The sequence below is a fragment of the Marinobacter shengliensis genome (assembly GCF_030297115.1).
In the GTDB taxonomy this organism is placed as follows: domain Bacteria; phylum Pseudomonadota; class Gammaproteobacteria; order Pseudomonadales; family Oleiphilaceae; genus Marinobacter; species Marinobacter shengliensis.
In genome coordinates, this window is sequence record NZ_AP028062.1 from 1697266 (window position 1) to 1713038 (window position 15773).

Genomic DNA, 15773 nt, shown 5'->3' on the forward strand with positions numbered 1-15773 from the left:
TGTCTGAAGTTAGCCAGAATGCTGGCCAAATCACATTTTGTCCGGAAGCTGGTCATGATTGAGCTGCTCCCAGGACTTCATGTACACATCGGCTTCGTATTGATACGGTGACCGAAATGGCGTCAGCACGAAATCGAAAACCAGGAAGAAAGAACCGATCGACAGCCAGGCAATGGTCAAGGTGCTGATGGTGGTGGCCTGTTGTTCAGGGTTCGAATTCACAAACCCTTGCAGCAGGGGGATCATATCCGACGCCATCACCACCGGATTAAAACTGGACAGAACGAACGGTAGCCAGAAAGCGATGAAAATCGGGAAGAACCCGAACGACCATAGCAGGCGGCGCAGCAGGTAAATGGCAACTTCTCGCCAGAAGCGCTGTCTTATTTCCGGTACCTTGCGGATTCGCTCCAGGTACTGGCGTCTTTCCGCCCACCAGGCGGCTACTTCCGGGGCGTCGATATGCTTGGGGGTGCGGTCTGTCATAATGCGGCAGGCTACCTTGTTGAGTCCGTTCCGTGCATGATATCTGATACTACGTGTTACCCTGTAATTCTCCAATTGTTCAATACACAGGATTGTCTTAATGGCTGCAGCGACCGATAACGCAATTCACCCGGCCTTCGAGAAACTTCGCAGTCACCGGATCAACACGCTGAACCTTGAGGTTGAGGAATATCGCCATAAGAAAACCGGCGCCCGCCACCTTCACCTGGCGGCGGACAACGACGAGAACGTCTTTTTTGTGGCGCTGCGTACCTTCCCGATGGATTCCACCGGGGTGGCTCATATTCTTGAGCACACGGCGCTGTGTGGTAGCGAACGTTATCCGGTCCGCGATCCGTTTTTCATGATGATCCGGCGTTCTTTGAACACCTTTATGAACGCCTTCACCAGCAGCGACTGGACCGCCTATCCGTTTGCCAGCATGAACCGCAAGGACTTTGACAACCTGCTGTCGGTGTACCTGGATTCGGTGTTTTTCTCAAAGCTGGACCCGCTGGATTTTGCCCAGGAAGGCCATCGTCTGGAATTCGACAAACCGGACGACCCAAGCAGCGACCTGGTATACCGCGGCGTGGTCTACAACGAGATGAAAGGTGCCATGAGTGCGCCTACCTCCCAGTTGTGGCAGAACCTCACCAGCCACCTGTTCCCGACCACCACCTACCACTACAACAGTGGCGGTGAGCCGGATCATATTGTTGATCTGACCTACGATGACCTGGTGAAGTTCTATAAGCATCATTACCACCCGAGCAACGCCATTTTTGCTACCTATGGCAATATTCCCGCCCGGGAGCACCATGAAAAGTTCGAGGAGCTGGCGCTCAAGCGGTTTGATCGGCTGGAAATCGAGCTGCCGGTACACGACGAGAAGCGCATGTTCGCGCCGCTGCGGGTAGAGCAGGGCTATGCGGTCAATGACGGCGAAGGCACAGAGAACAAAACACACATTGTGATGGGCTGGTTGCTGGGCCACAGCTTTGACCTGCAGGAAAACCTGGAAGGCCAGTTGTTGTCTGCCGTATTGCTGGAAAACAGTGCCTCACCGCTGATGCGGGCCCTGGAAACTACCGGTATTGGCCACGCGCCGTCACCCATGTGTGGCCTGGAAGATTCCAACCGGGAAATGACCTTTGTTTGCGGCATTGAAGGTAGCGAGCCAGAGAAACGCGCAGATCTGGAGACCCTGGTAGAAACCACGTTGCAGAACGTGGTGGAAGAGGGCATCAGCCAGGATCGCCTGGAGGCCATTCTTCACCAGCTGGAACTGCATCAGCGCGAGATTGCCGGCGACAGCTTCCCCTACGGTTTGCAGCTGATCATGAGCGCCATTGCGCCGATGGTGCACGGCGGTGACCCGGTGGAGCTGCTGGATCTGGAGCCGGTGCTGGCCACCCTGCGTGAGAAAATCAAAGATCCGGACTACGTGCCGGGCCTGATTCGCCGCAAGCTGCTGGATAACCCGCACCGGGTGACCCTGACCCTGCGCCCGGATGAGAAGCTGGAGAGCCATCACCAGCAGGCCATCCGTGAAGCGCTGGCACGCCGTAAGGCCAGCCTGACTGAGGAAGAGGTGAAGGCGATTGTGGAGCGTGCCCAGGCTCTGGAACAACGCCAGTTGCGTAAAGATGACGATTCGATTCTGCCAAAGGTTGGCCTGGACGATGTACCTTTGCAGATGCCCGAGCCAGAGGGCAGCTACGATGCCGACATCGGAGCAACCGTGTATTCCCGGGGCACCAATGGCCTGGTGTACCAGCAGGTTGTATTGCCGGTACCGGCGTTGTCGGAGCAGGAGCTTTTGCTGCTGCCTTACTACACCACCCTCGTTTCCGAAGTGGGTTGTGGTGAACTGGATTACCTGCAGATGCAAGACAGGATTTCCGCGGAATCCGGCGGCATTGGTGCCTCATTCAGCGCCAAGGGGCGTATTGATGATGTCCAGGACGTGTCCGGCTACCTGATTTTCAGCGGCAAGGCCCTGGCCCGCAACAGCAAGGCCCTTACCCAGTTACTGAAGGATGTATACACCGGCGTCCGGTTTGATGAGAAAGACCGTATCCGCGAGATTATTGCGCAGGTGCGGGCGCGCCGTGAGCAGGCCGTGACTGGCAGTGGCCACGCTCTGGCCATGGGCGCTGCGGCTCAAGGGCTGAGTGCCGGCTCCTGGCTGACCTTCCGTTTGGGTGGCCTGGCGGGTATCCGTGGCACCAAAGAGCTGGATAAATCCCTGAAGGAGGACCAAGCCCTGGCTGAATTCTGTGCCAGCCTGGCGGCGCTGCACGACAAAATCCGCAACCAGCACCGGCAGTTCCTGTTGATTGGCGAGGATGGCCAGTTGGCGCCTATGCTGGATGACCTCAAATCCTGCTGGCAGGGTGATTCCGGCCGGACGGGCGATGCCTGGGCCATGGCACCGGTCAATTACAGCACCCGTGAGGCCTGGTTGACGTCAACGCAGGTGAATTTCTGTGCCAAGGCCTACAGCACCGTTGCGGTGGACCATCCGGATGCTGCCGCGCTGACGGTTCTGGGAGGTTTCCTGCGCAATGGCTTCCTGCATCGTGCTATCCGGGAAAAGGGCGGTGCCTATGGTGGCGGTGCCGGCCAGGACAGTGTCAATGGCGTATTCCGTTTCTTCTCGTACCGAGACCCGAGGCTGGCGGAAACCCTTGATGACTTCGACGGTGCTCTGAACTGGCTGCGCACGGAAAACCACGACGCCCAGTCCCTTGAAGAGGCCATCCTTGGTGTTATCGGCCAGTTGGACCGCCCGCGGTCACCCGCCGGTGCCGCTCGCCACGCGTTCCATAACAAGCTGTTTGGCCGCACGCCGGAGCAGCGCGCCCGGTTCCGGGAGCGAGTGCTCGCGGTGACGCTGGACGAGCTGCAACGGGTGGCTGATACCTGGCTGGTGCCGGAAAACGCCAGTGTGGCAGTGGTCACCAACCCGGATAACCGCGCTGTGGCTGAAGGCCTCGGTATGGCCATTCAGGAACTCTGAGGCAAGTGTGGGCCACCGGTGTTACCGGTGGCGCTTCAGCCCCGTTGTGACCATGATGCGGGTGGATATCTCTTCAACCGAATAGGCGGTGGTGTTCAGGTAGGGGATGCGCTCCCGCTTGTACATCAGTTCAATTTCCTCGATTTCGTGCATGCATTGCTGAATCGATGAGTAGCGGGAGTTCGGTCGCCGTTCATTCCGGATGGTTGCCAGTCGTTCCGGTTCAATCGTCAGCCCGAAGATCTTCTCTTTGTGGGGGCGCAGAGCCGCAGGCAGTTTCTGATCCTCCAGATCTTCCTCAGTAATGGGGTAATTTGCCGCCTTGATGCCGTATTGAAGCGCAAGGTAGAGGCACGTCGGCGTCTTGCCACTTCGGGAAGCGCCCACCAGGATCAAGTCCGCCTCGTTGTAGTGTCGCGTGCGAGCGCCGTCGTCGTTATCCAGGGCAAAGTTCACCGCGTTGATCCGGCGCTCGTAACTGCCTTCGTTATTGATGGCGTGGGATTTGCCCACGGTGTAAGACGACGATGAATTAAGTTCCTGCTCCAGCGGACTCAGGAACGTGCCAAAAATGTCGATCATGAAGCCGTCGGCGGTACTGATGATTTCACGGATACTGCTGTTAACGATGGTATCGAGAACCAGGGGCGCGGCACCGTCTACCTCCGCAGCCTTGTTGATGCGCTTGACCAGGTCATGAGCCTTTTCTTCATCATCAATATAGGGCACGGTTATACGTTCAAAATCGATTTTCTCGAACTGGGCAAGCAGGGCATGGCCGAGTGCTTCTGCCGTCAGGCCTGTGCCGTCCGAAATAAAAAAAGCGGTTCTTTTCATGGCTGTATCCGGTTTGGTTTTGGCTGATTGCCGGGAGTTGTTCCGCAGCTCCCTAGGTAATTTACGCAGGTTACAGTATCATACACGCCAGATTCGAGACTCCGCGCTACACAGACTCAAGGGAGACGTGCTTTGGAAGATTACATCATCTGGTTTGACCACCTGGGAATGTCCGATGTTGACCGGGTTGGAGGCAAGAACGCTTCCCTCGGTGAAATGATCAGTAATCTCGCCAATGCAGGCGTTACCGTTCCCGGTGGTTTTGCCACCACTGCCTATGCCTATCGCGAGTTTCTGGCCACCGATGGCCTGAAAGACAAAATCGACCAGGCTCTTGATGCCCTTGATGTAAACGATGTTAACGAGCTCGCTCGTGTCGGTGCCCAGATTCGCCAATGGGTGGTTGATACTCCGTTCCCCGATAGTCTGGATAATGCCCTGAAAGAGGCATTTGCGAAACTCCAGAATGGTAACGAAGACATGGCTGTGGCGGTTCGCTCGTCTGCCACTGCAGAAGATTTGCCGGATGCCTCCTTTGCCGGCCAACAGGAAACCTTCCTGAATGTGTCTGGCCTGCAGCAGGTTCGCACTTCGGTCAAAGAGGTGTTTGCTTCCCTGTTTAATGACCGGGCGATTTCCTACCGTGTTCACCACGGCTTTGATCACAAGCTGGTAGCGCTGTCGGCGGGTATCCAGAAAATGGTACGCAGTGAAACCGCTTCCAGTGGTGTGATGTTTACCCTGGATACCGAATCCGGCTTCCGCGATGTGGTGTTCATCACGTCGTCCTACGGCCTGGGCGAGACGGTTGTACAGGGCGCCGTTAACCCGGATGAGTTTTACGTGCACAAGCCTACGCTCGAGGCTGGCCGCCCGGCGGTGCTGCGCCGGAACCTGGGGAGCAAGGCCATCAAGATGGTTTACCATTCCGAGCCAGGCGAAGGCCAGTTCGTGGAAACCGTCAAGGTAGAGCAGGAAGACCGTAACCGCTTCTCCATTACTGATGCGGAAGTGGAAGAGCTGGCCAAGCAGGCCATGATTATCGAACAGCACTACCAGCGCCCGATGGATATTGAGTGGGCCAAAGACGGTGACGACGGCAAGATCTACATTGTTCAGGCCCGCCCTGAAACCGTGAAGAGCCGCGCCTCAGCCAACGTGATGGAGCGCTACCTGCTGAAAGAAACCGGTAAGGTGCTGGTGGAAGGTCGCAGTATCGGCCACAAGATCGGCAGTGGTCCGGTCAAGATTATCACCAGCATTAACGAGATGGACCGTGTTCAACCCGGTGATGTGCTGGTTACCGACATGACCGACCCGGATTGGGAACCGGTGATGAAGCGCGCTTCCGCCATCGTCACCGACCGTGGTGGCCGTACCTGTCACGCGGCGATCATCGCCCGTGAGCTGGGTATTCCTGCAGTTGTGGGTTGTGGTGATGCCACCGAGTTACTGAAAGACGGCCAGGATGTGACCGTATCCTGTGCCGAAGGCGACACCGGCATGATCTACGAAGGCGCCCTTGACTTCGAGCTGCGTGAAAACACCGTGGATTCCATGCCCAACATTCCGTTCAAGATCATGATGAATGTGGGCAACCCGGACCGGGCTTTTGACTTCCAGGCGCTGCCCAACGAAGGTGTTGGCCTGGCTCGCCTTGAGTTCATCATTAATCGCATGATAGGTGTTCATCCGAAGGCGCTGCTGAACTACGACGGCCTGCCCCGCGATATCAAACAGACAGTCGACAAGCGTATTGCCGGCTACACCTCCCCGGTGGATTTCTACGTCGACAAGCTGGTTGAAGGTATTTCGACCCTGGCCGCAGCATTCGCGCCGAAGAAGGTCATTGTGCGGTTGTCTGACTTCAAATCCAACGAGTACGCCAATCTGATTGGCGGCACCCTGTATGAGCCGGACGAAGAGAACCCGATGCTGGGCTTCCGTGGCGCATCCCGTTATATCTCCGAAACCTTCCGCGACTGTTTCGAGCTGGAGTGCCGGGCGCTCAAGAAAGTCCGTAACGACATGGGCCTGACCAACGTTGAGGTAATGGTACCGTTCGTTCGCACCGTGGGCGAGGCCGAACAGGTGGTTAACCTGCTGGCGGAAAATGGCCTCAAGCGTGGCGACAATGGCCTGCGCGTTATCATGATGTGTGAGCTGCCGGCCAACGCGATTCTGGCTGAACAGTTCCTGGAGCACTTTGACGGTTTCTCAATTGGCTCCAACGATCTGACGCAGCTGACTCTGGGCCTCGACCGGGATTCCGGTATCATTGCGCATCTGTTTGACGAGCGGAATGATGCCGTCAAAGCCCTGTTGTCCAACGCTATCCAGGCCTGTAAAAAGGCTGGGAAGTACATCGGCATCTGCGGTCAGGGCCCGTCTGATCATCCGGACCTGGCCAAGTGGCTGATGGACGAGGGTATCGATACGGTATCCCTGAACCCGGATTCCGTGCTGGATACCTGGTTCTTCCTGGCTGACGAGAAGATTGACTGAGCGCGAGTATTTCGGAAAACGCTAACATTTCGGAAAAGGAGAGTAGCAGGTGAGCAAGATCATTACGCCGGATCTGTGCGACGAGTTTCCGGAAGTGCAGGTGGTTGAGCCTGGCTTCAACAACTATGGTGGTGTGCGCCAGTTTGGCGGCGAAATCGTTACCGTGAAGTGCTTTGAAGACAACTCCGTGGTCAAGGAGCAGGTAGGTCTGCCAGGCAACGGGCGAGTAATGGTGGTAGACGGTGGTGCGTCCAAGCGCAATGCGTTGCTGGGCGACATGCTGGCCGAGAAAGCCGCAGAGAATGGCTGGGCCGGGCTGATAATTTACGGCTGCATCCGGGATGTGGACGAAATTGGCCAGACCCACCTGGGTGTGCAGGCCCTGGGCACGGTTCCCCGGAAGACTGAAAAGCGTGGTATTGGTGACCTGAACATTCCGGTTACCTTCCACGGCGTGACCTTTCACCCGGGGCATTACGTGTATGCCGATAACAATGGCATCATCGTATCCGAGAAGCCCCTGGTTTGACCTGGGGGTGTCCTGGAGAAATAAAAAACGGCGGCCAGAAGGCCGCCGTTTTTTATTGGGTAACTTCTGTGATGTTGACGCCGATCAGATAACCTTCGCCCTCTGGCTCGCAACGAATGACCTCACACACGGTCTCCAGCGGGGGTAGCTGGTTATCTGCGCCTTCCAGGCGGGTTCTGAGTTCACTGCCCACGGCGACAGCCTCGTCAATAAACAGCTGCATGCCCGCGGCGCTCAGGTCCCGGCAGATGCCGGTGAATGTATCGCCCCTGGCATTGGTGATTTCAATGCGGCTGTTTACCTGCATCCGGTGAAAGTCACGTTTTTCCGAGTAGTCTTTCATGGCATTTAGGCCCAGTTGTCGGTTTTTCTTGTTGGTTTGAGCATCGGAATGAGCAGGGCCAGCAGAACACCGCCGAGCACCAGGCCGGCGCCTAGCAGCATGAAATCGGAATCCTTGCTGGCTTCAAGCCGTTCATTCTCTGCCGTCAGTACTTCCAGGTCGTTACGCAGTTTCTGATTCTCCTCGCGCAGCTCCCGGTTGCGTCGCTCCAGGTTGATGGAGTCCGCCGCGATATTCTTGATTCGGGTGAGTTCTTCCTGAAGTTCACCTGCGCGGTTGGAAAGGCTGCTTTCGGCATTCTGCAGGTTGTCACGTTCTTCCGTAACGGCCGACAACTGCTCGCGGACACTCGTGAGCTCCGATCGCGCCTGCTCCAGTTGCTGGGTGGCGCGTCGTAACCGGTCAGCGGCAATCGGCTGGTTGCTGAGATACTGGCTTGAAACCCAGCCTTCAGTGCCTTTGGGAGTTCTCACCTTGGTGTAACCATCGCCTACTTCCAGCACCTCCAGCGGTGTGCCGCTGGGAACCGCGTTTTCAATAATCCGGAACTGGGAGCCGGCTCCGGATCGAACGGGCAGGTAGAGCTTGTCGTCAACCCATACGGTGCGGGCTTGAGCGACGGAAACCGAAGCGATGATAAGCAAAAGGCTGAGAAGAAGACGGAGCGATGTCACGGATTACGTTCCCTGGTATGGTCTATTGACGGTCATTCAAACACGCAATTTTGTCACACAGTGACGGGTATTCAAGCAATCGCGGGTTACAATCCGCTCATGCAGTGTTGTCTGGTTACGCTATCACCAGCTCAGGGCAGCACAACCTTGTAGGGCTTGACGGTAACGGATTGATACACCCCTGCTTCAATGTACGGGTCGGCATCCGCCCACGCCTGTGCCTGTTCCAGTGATTCGAACTCGGCGATGACCAGGCTGCCGCTGAACCCGGCTTCGCCCGGGTCCGGGGAGTCGATGGCCGGGTGGGGGCCGGCTACCAGCAAACGCCCCTCGGCTTTCAGTGCTTCCAGCCTTGCAACATGAGCCGGGCGGGCGGTCATCCGAAGGGCCAGACTGTTGGGGACATCTTCGCTGATAATGGCGTAATACATGGGTGCTCCGGTGCAAATCTCGGTTTGGTTAGGGCCGGATAGCCAACACTGGTACACTGGCGGCTATCGCCCAGTTCAGGACTGTTTGTGACTATACCTCAAGACCCGAAACCGTGCATTGATCTGCATTGCCATAGCACCGCATCCGATGGTGCGTTAACGCCGGAGGACCTGGTCGCTCGGGCAGCAGAGCAGGGTGTCAGTCATCTTGCACTGACCGACCATGACACCATTGCTGGTCTCGCTCAGGCCCGCGCCCGGGGACAGGAACTGGGGCTGTCACTGATTAGCGGTGTTGAGCTGTCTTGTGTCTGGCGCAGCCACACCATTCATGTGGTCGGCCTGGACTTCGATGAAGCGGATCCGGCCTTTCTGGAGGCGCTGGCGCAGCAGAACGAGAACCGGTGGCAGCGAGCGCGGTTGATTGCCGATAGGCTGGCTCGCCTGAAGGTTGACGGGTTGCTGGAGAAAGCGACAGCCCTGGCCGGAGGCGATGTGCCCGGACGACCGCATTTTGCCCAGGTTCTGGTAGACGCCGAGGTGGTGCCAAAGACCGCCCATGCGTTCAAACGCTACCTTGGCTCCGGTAAGCCCGGTGATGTGAAGGCCTGCTGGCCCGAATTATCTGAAGTGGTGCAATGGATCACTGATGCTGGCGGCATCGCTGTGCTTGCGCATCCCCGAAAATACCGGCTGACGGCAACCCGCCTGCGTGAACTGACAGCGGATTTTCGCCGGGCTGGTGGTCGGGCCATTGAGGTATCGGTATCCGGGCAGTCCAGTGGTGATCTTGGTTTTGTGGCAGAGTTGGCAAGACGGGAGCAGTTGCTGGCGTCTCAGGGCAGCGACTTTCATTTTCCCGGTGCGCCCTGGTGTGAGCTGGGCCGTATCATGAAAATGCCAGAGGGGCTGGAGCCCGTCTGGCATCATTTCAGGCAGCCGGTGAGCGCTTAGTCCGGTGCGTGGAACAGCAGGTAGAGGTCCGTCAGTGAATCCGGAATGGCTTCCGCCATGCGGCCTGACAACTTCTCATCGTTACGCACGTTCTGGAAGTCCTCGTCCTCGAACAGGCCGGACAGGGTAAGCATCGGCACCATCAGGTCCGCGACGTCCTCCTCGCTGGCGGCATCGAGCCAGGCCTCTTCATTTTCCAGGAAGGTATCAACAAACCCGGCGCACCAGTTTTCCAGTGCGTTCATGGGGTCGCCGTCTTCCGGTTCGGGCAATTCCAGGGGTTGCCCCATGTCCAGGGCATGGGCCATATCAGAAGCCAATACCTTCACGCAGTGAGCGAAGACCTCCGGTACCTTGCCGTCCGGCAGGGTGTCTGCGCCGGTGGCGAGGCGGAAGATATCTTCCGCCTCCAGGCTGACCGGGCCGATAACGCTGGCACACACCACACCGTGGAACCCGAAGAAATCCAGGGCTTCATCTCCCCAGGGCTCGGCGAACAGTATGTCTTCCAGCGCCTCGATATCCGAATTGGTCAGCATATTCAGTTACTCCCGGCCTTCTTGGCTTCGGCGGCCGCACGCTGGCGCTTACGGACCTCACGTGGGTCATTGTATGCACGGCCCGGAGTGACCGGAACGTCTGGCATTTCGTCCTGTGCGGGGGCGTTCTGCGCATCGTCGGCTTTTGCTTCTGCCTTGGGTTCTGCGTCAGTCTTAGACTCAGCTTCAGGTTCTGCCTGGTCAGCCTTGGCCTCGGCCTCTGGGCTCTCTGGCTGAGCTTTTGGTTCTTCACCCCCGGGCTTTTCGGCAGTTTCAGCTTGCTCTGCCTTTTCAGCCTTCGGGGCATTCGCCGTTTCGCTGTTTGCTGCCTTGCTTTCGGTCTTTGAAGCTTCCGTCGCTTCAGCAGGCTTGCTCTCGGGCTTCGGCGTTGCTTCCGGCTTGTCAGTTGGCTCTGCTGCTTTTGCTTCGCTGTCGGTCTTGGTGGCCGGCGCTTCAGCATTAGCGCTATCTGCAGCCTTGTCTGCGGCTTTCGGTTTGCGCTGACGGTTTGCCGGGCGAGCCTTGCGGGGTTCCCTGGGCTCCTTGTCCTTCTCGGCGTTACCGGATTCAGGCGCGTCAGCCGGCTTCGCGGCGTCAGCCTTTGCGTCGGTTGTTTCGCTCGCCTTCTGGCCATCAGCCTGGTTGCCTTGCTCTGCCGGCTGGGCAGGTTGCTCGGCTTTCTCTTCCGGCACCTTGTCGGCTTTCGGTTGTTCCTGCTTGTCAGCCTTGGGTGTCTCCACCGTGGCCTTGTCTTCGGCGGCAGCGCTCTTCGGTGCTTCAACCTTCTTGGGCTGTTCAACCGGTTGCTGGGCTGGCTGTTGCTTCGCCTCTTCGTTATCGGTCTCTACGCCTTTCTCGGGCTGAGTATCCTTCTGGTGCCTTTCGCTGCGTTCTGCCTTGCGAGCGGCCGGTGTGCTGGCCGGAGACTCGGCAGGTGAGCCGTCGCGATTACGCTGGCGGCGTGGCTTGCGACGTTTGTCGTCACCACCCTGCTTGTTCTCGGCCGGCGCCTTCTGGGCATCTTGTTGCGGTTCGCGATTGTCTTTCTGGTCTTTCGCATCGCGCTGCGGACGATTGCGGTTCTGGTTGCGACCCTGTGAGTCCTTGCGGTTGTCCCGACGGTTCTCACTGCCTTTTGTGTCCGCGCCGCGGTTATCGCCGGCCTTGTCCTGCTGCCCTGAACGATTCTGGGCACCGCGGGACTGGTCATCGTTGCGGTTGCCGCGATTACGGTTGCGGTTATCATCAGCGCGGTTTGGCTGGCCACTCTGGCGGCGGTCGTTTCCGGTGCGATTGCCACCCTGGCGCTGGTCGTCACGGGCTACCCGTGATTTGCGGCGGTCCTGGCGGCCCTGGTTACGACGGTCTCCGGCGCGGTCACGGTTACCGGCGGCTTGTTTGGTGTCGGTTTGCTCCTGCTCACCGCGGAAGAAACAGGCAATTTTCTTGCCGAGCTTGCGGAACAGGCCTTCTTCTGGCTCCGCAGGTTCAGCGGCGGCCTGGGGTGCTGTCGGGGCAGGGGCTGTGGGGCGGATGGCCTTCACGGCAGCCTGCTCACGAACCGGCTTTTCGGTGGTCTGTACTTCGGCGCTTTCTTCTTCCCGCTCGTTGTATTCCTGAGCAACCTGATGGCTGGCAATGTGCTCAGGGGTTGCTTCATCCTGACGCAGACGGATGATCTCGAAGTGCGGTGTTTCCATATTTGGCACCGGAGCAACCACCACGGAAACGCCCTGGCGTGCCTCGATGTCGGCCAACTGCTTGCGTTTTTCGTTCAGCAGGAAGGTAGCCACGGACACCGGCACGATGGCGCGGACTTCGGCAGTCTTTTCCTTGGACGACTCTTCGTAGATCAGTCGCATGATGCTCAGGGCCAGGGATTCAATACCCCGGATAGTGCCCTGGCCTTCACAGCGCGGGCACACTTCGCTGCGGGTTTCACCCAGTGATGGGCGCAGGCGCTGACGTGACATCTCCAGCAGGCCGAAGCGGGAAATCTTGCCGACCTGAACGCGGGCCCGGTCGATTTCCAGGGCTTCACGCATTTTCTGCTCGACTTCGCGCTGGTGCTTGGCGGGTGTCATGTCGATGAAATCGATAACGATCAACCCGCCCATGTCCCGCAGGCGCAGCTGGCGAGCGATTTCTTCTGCCGCTTCCAGGTTGGTCTGCAGGGCAGTTTCCTCGATATCGTGACCTTTGGTGGCCCGGGAGGAGTTGATATCAATGGAGACCAGTGCTTCAGTGGGGTCGATCACGATGGAGCCGCCGGAGGGCAGCTTCACTTCCCTCTGGAACGCGGTTTCGATCTGGCCTTCGATCTGATAGCGGCTGAACAGAGGGATCTCATCCTTGTACAGCTTGATCTTGTTCTCGAAGGTGGGCATCACGGCGCGTACAAAGCTGAGTACATCTTCATAAACGCCGTCGGCGTCGATCAGGACTTCGCCGATGTCCTGGCGGAGGTAGTCACGAACCGCCCGGATGATAACGTTGCTTTCCTGGTGAATCAGGAATGGCGCCTTGCGCTCGCCAGCCGCCTGGGTAATGGCTTCCCAGAACTGCACCAGGTAATCAAGGTCCCACTGGAGCTCTTCGGTGGTACGGCCAATTCCAGCGGTGCGTACGATGATTCCCATGGATTTAGGCACTTGTACGCCGTTCATGGCATCTTTCAGTTGGGAACGGTCATCACCCTCAATACGGCGGGAGATGCCGCCGGCGCGTGGGTTGTTGGGCATCAGCACCAGGTAACGGCCGGCCAGAGAGATAAAGGTGGTCAGGGCTGCGCCCTTGTTGCCACGCTCTTCTTTATCAACTTGTACGATGACTTCCTGCCCTTCAGACAGGACGTCCTTGATGTTGATCTTGCCTTCGATCTGGCCGGGAGACTTCTTGAAGTACTCTTTGGAGATTTCCTTCAGCGGGAGGAAGCCATGACGCTCTGCGCCAAAGTCGACGAACGCCGCTTCAAGGCTGGGTTCTACACGGGTGATCCGGCCTTTGTAAATGTTGGCTTTTTTCTGTTCGCGGGTGCTGGATTCGATATCCAGGTCAAAAAGCCGTTGGCCGTCTACCAGAGCTACGCGCAACTCTTCAGGGTGAGTTGCATTGATCAGCATTCTTTTCATGGAAAGAAAGGGTTCCTGTCGTTTGTTAGTGACAGAAAACCGGGGGGATTCGCATCAGCGAAGCGGGATGTGCGTGCCGCGGGCCCTGTTACAGCAGGGCGGGCCGGCGGCCAGACGGATCAGACCCTTATGGGGCTTGATCCTGTAAGTCTGAGACCACCGCCGACGATCCGCCTGCCTGACAGCAGGGAGAGGTCGAATAGGGTGAGTGTCTGTTGACGCATAATATCCGTTTTCAGGTTCACACAAACTCCTGGGTCTCACGTCGTATTGGTTTGCTGGACGGCCCGGGTTTGCATGGTAGTGATTCTTCGCGATGTCGCCCGACGGTTTTCCGGTCGGTTTTTCCTCTCCCGGAGCAGGCCGCAGCCTCTCTGGGTCTGCCCTGTGGTCCGGGAGTTTGTTTCACGCCGGGCCCGGTAATGATTGGGCTTCGGCGTTCAATCTCTTAATCAGTGTCGGTATACTGCTGCCGCTCCGGCTTCTGACCAGAGTTCGTCAGGCCGTAGACAAACGGCAGAGCACGCCGGAATATAACAGTAAAGCGGTGTTCGTTCAATCCCGCGTTTATCACCCAGTAAAAGGTATCCCATGTCGCGCAAGCCAGTAGCCCGTCGTCAGCCGCCAAAACGCGGCAATCCGTCCCGTGGGGGATCGGGCCGGGCAGGACCGGTGTCCTCTGATGGGCATCGCGGAGAGTTGCCGGCAGGCCAGGTGCAGAAGGGTGTCCAGTGGGTGACGGTGGACGAGGATATGGCCGGCCAGCGGGTTGACAACTTTCTCCTCGCCCGCCTGCGGGGCGTGCCGAAAAGCATTGTGTATCGAATTGTTCGCAAGGGTGAGGTGCGGGTTAACAAAGGTCGAGTAAGGCCGGATTCCCGCCTTCAGGCTGGCGACGTGGTGCGCATTCCGCCGATTGTCCAGAAGAGCAAGCCGGAGTCGCCTACGCCCGGTGATCGGGTGCAATCGGTTATGGAAGCGGCGGTGGTCTTTGAAAATGACGATATGCTGGTGGTGAACAAGCCCTCGGGTATTGCCGTTCATGGTGGCAGTGGCCTGAGTTTTGGTTTGATCGAAGTGCTCAGGTCGGCCCGGCCGCAGGCAAAGTTCCTGGAGTTGGTGCATCGGCTGGACCGGGATACGTCCGGTTTGGTGATGGTGGCTAAAAAACGGTCGGCGTTGCGTTTTCTCCAGGATGAACTGCGGCACAAACGCATTCGTAAGCATTATCACGCCCTGGTGGCGGGCACCTGGCCAGCAGGCATTGGTCGGGTTGATGAACCGCTCCTGCGCTATGAGATGCCGAATGGCGAGCGGCGGGTGAAAGTAAGTCCCGAAGGCAAGGAATCGCTGACGCTGTTTCGCTGTTTGCAGCAATACCAGGGGTACAGTCTGGTGCAGGCGTCGCCAGTAACCGGTCGCACGCATCAGATTCGCGTGCACAGCGCCTCGGCTGGTCACCCGATAGCCGGCGATGACAAATATATGGACGATGCCAGTCTCAAGGCATTTCGGGCCATCGGTGGGCAGCGGCTGATGCTTCATGCCAGGGCCCTCGAGTTCACATTGCCGGGATCTGATGAGGCAATGAGCCTCGAAGCGCCGTATGATGAGCCATTCGCCAAGGTGCTCAAAGAGCTTGAGCAGCGTAGCAAGGGTAGTTATTGATGGATGTAAAGGTTGTTATTTTTGACTGGGACGGAACGCTCATTGATTCCGTGGACCATATTGCAGACAGCTTGCACCAGGCTGCAACCGAGCTGGGGTACCCGGAGCTGGAGCGCGAAGCCTATCGGGATATTATTGGGCTGGGCATGATCGAGGCTCTGGAGCGTCTGTACCCGGGGTTGAGTCGCGAGGAAATGATGCGGATTCGGGAGGGTTACGCGGGTTACTTTTTCCAGAAAGTGACCACGCCCCAGAACGTATTCGAGGGTATGGCGGACATACTGGCCGACTTGCGTGGCTCCGGCCGGAGTTGTTCGGTGGCCACCGGCAAGAGCCGCCGGGGTCTGGAAGTGGCACTTACCTCCAGCGGGCTGGGCACCCATTTCGACATTACCCGGTGTGCTGACGAAACCAAATCCAAGCCCGACCCGCTGATGCTTGAGGAAATTCTGGATTTCTACGGTTACCGGCCTGAGCAGGCGGTGATGATCGGTGACACCCGCTACGACCTGGATATGGCTCGCCGTATTGGTATGCCGGCGATCGGGGTTGAGTGGGGAGTGCATAAGCGTGACGTGCTGGAACAGTATGATCCCCACGCGGTAGTGAGTTCTGTTGATGAGCTTCGGCGTACGCTGGGGCTATGATCGT

General features: G+C 58.0%; 13 protein-coding genes. 6 read left to right on the forward strand and 7 right to left on the reverse strand.

The window, feature by feature from the left end; genetic code table 11:
- Positions 1-30: 30 nt before the first annotated feature.
- Entirely contained in the window at positions 31-486 is a 456-nt protein-coding gene (locus tag QUE75_RS07755) for a hypothetical protein (protein WP_061331891.1), read from the reverse strand.
- 100 nt (positions 487-586) lie between these two features.
- On the opposite strand from QUE75_RS07755, the gene QUE75_RS07760 reads away from it, so the two are divergent.
- Positions 587-3511: an insulinase family protein gene (locus QUE75_RS07760; protein ID WP_286254894.1), complete on the forward strand. Its 2925-nt coding sequence runs from the start codon at positions 587-589 to the stop codon at positions 3509-3511.
- Between the two features lie 21 nt (positions 3512-3532).
- On the opposite strand, the gene ppsR is transcribed toward QUE75_RS07760, so the two are convergent.
- Positions 3533-4348, reverse strand: a complete 816-nt coding sequence (gene ppsR / locus QUE75_RS07765; RefSeq protein WP_061331893.1) for a posphoenolpyruvate synthetase regulatory kinase/phosphorylase PpsR — start codon at positions 4346-4348, stop codon at positions 3533-3535.
- A gap of 168 nt (positions 4349-4516) precedes the next feature.
- Here ppsR and ppsA point away from each other — a divergent pair, with 168 nt between their 5' ends.
- Together ppsA and rraA are read left to right on the forward strand one after the other, a co-directional pair.
- On the forward strand, positions 4517-6853 hold the full coding sequence (gene ppsA, locus QUE75_RS07770; RefSeq protein ID WP_396631706.1) for a phosphoenolpyruvate synthase: 2337 nt from the start codon (positions 4517-4519) through the stop codon (positions 6851-6853).
- A gap of 49 nt (positions 6854-6902) precedes the next feature.
- Positions 6903-7382, forward strand: a complete 480-nt coding sequence (rraA, locus tag QUE75_RS07775; protein ID WP_058090404.1) for a ribonuclease E activity regulator RraA — start codon at positions 6903-6905, stop codon at positions 7380-7382.
- A gap of 52 nt (positions 7383-7434) precedes the next feature.
- On the opposite strand, the gene QUE75_RS07780 is transcribed toward rraA, so the two are convergent.
- From QUE75_RS07780 to QUE75_RS07790, 3 genes are all read right to left on the reverse strand, one after another.
- The gene (locus QUE75_RS07780; RefSeq protein WP_061331896.1) at positions 7435-7725 is read right to left on the reverse strand and encodes a PilZ domain-containing protein; all 291 of its coding nucleotides are present in this window, start codon (positions 7723-7725) and stop codon (positions 7435-7437) included.
- A 5-nt stretch (positions 7726-7730) separates the two neighbouring features.
- Positions 7731-8399, reverse strand: a complete 669-nt coding sequence (locus tag QUE75_RS07785) for a TIGR04211 family SH3 domain-containing protein (protein WP_061331897.1) — start codon at positions 8397-8399, stop codon at positions 7731-7733.
- A gap of 131 nt (positions 8400-8530) precedes the next feature.
- Positions 8531-8830, reverse strand: coding sequence for a YciI family protein (locus QUE75_RS07790; RefSeq protein ID WP_058090407.1), 300 nt, complete (start codon positions 8828-8830; stop codon positions 8531-8533).
- Between the two features lie 87 nt (positions 8831-8917).
- Between QUE75_RS07790 and QUE75_RS07795 the strand changes: the two genes are divergently transcribed.
- Positions 8918-9784 carry a PHP domain-containing protein gene (locus QUE75_RS07795; RefSeq protein WP_106695470.1) on the forward strand — a complete coding sequence of 289 codons (867 nt, stop codon included), beginning with the start codon at positions 8918-8920 and terminating at the stop codon, positions 9782-9784.
- Here QUE75_RS07795 and QUE75_RS07800 read toward each other — a convergent pair.
- Both QUE75_RS07800 and rne read right to left on the reverse strand, forming a co-directional pair.
- The gene (locus QUE75_RS07800) at positions 9781-10323 is read right to left on the reverse strand and encodes a YecA/YgfB family protein (RefSeq protein ID WP_106695471.1); all 543 of its coding nucleotides are present in this window, start codon (positions 10321-10323) and stop codon (positions 9781-9783) included. The genes QUE75_RS07795 and QUE75_RS07800 overlap by 4 nt on opposite strands.
- 2 nt (positions 10324-10325) lie before the next feature.
- A complete protein-coding gene (gene rne / locus QUE75_RS07805) occupies positions 10326-13454 on the reverse strand; it encodes a ribonuclease E (RefSeq protein ID WP_286254899.1) in 3129 nt (1042 codons plus the stop codon).
- Between the two features lie 753 nt (positions 13455-14207).
- On the opposite strand from rne, the gene rluC reads away from it, so the two are divergent.
- Positions 14208-15122, forward strand: a complete 915-nt coding sequence (rluC, locus tag QUE75_RS07810; RefSeq protein WP_230712754.1) for a 23S rRNA pseudouridine(955/2504/2580) synthase RluC — start codon at positions 14208-14210, stop codon at positions 15120-15122.
- Positions 15122-15769, forward strand: coding sequence for an HAD family hydrolase (locus QUE75_RS07815; protein ID WP_106695474.1), 648 nt, complete (start codon positions 15122-15124; stop codon positions 15767-15769). The genes rluC and QUE75_RS07815 overlap by 1 nt, the downstream gene beginning before the upstream one ends.
- The last annotated feature ends 4 nt before the right edge of the window (positions 15770-15773 follow it).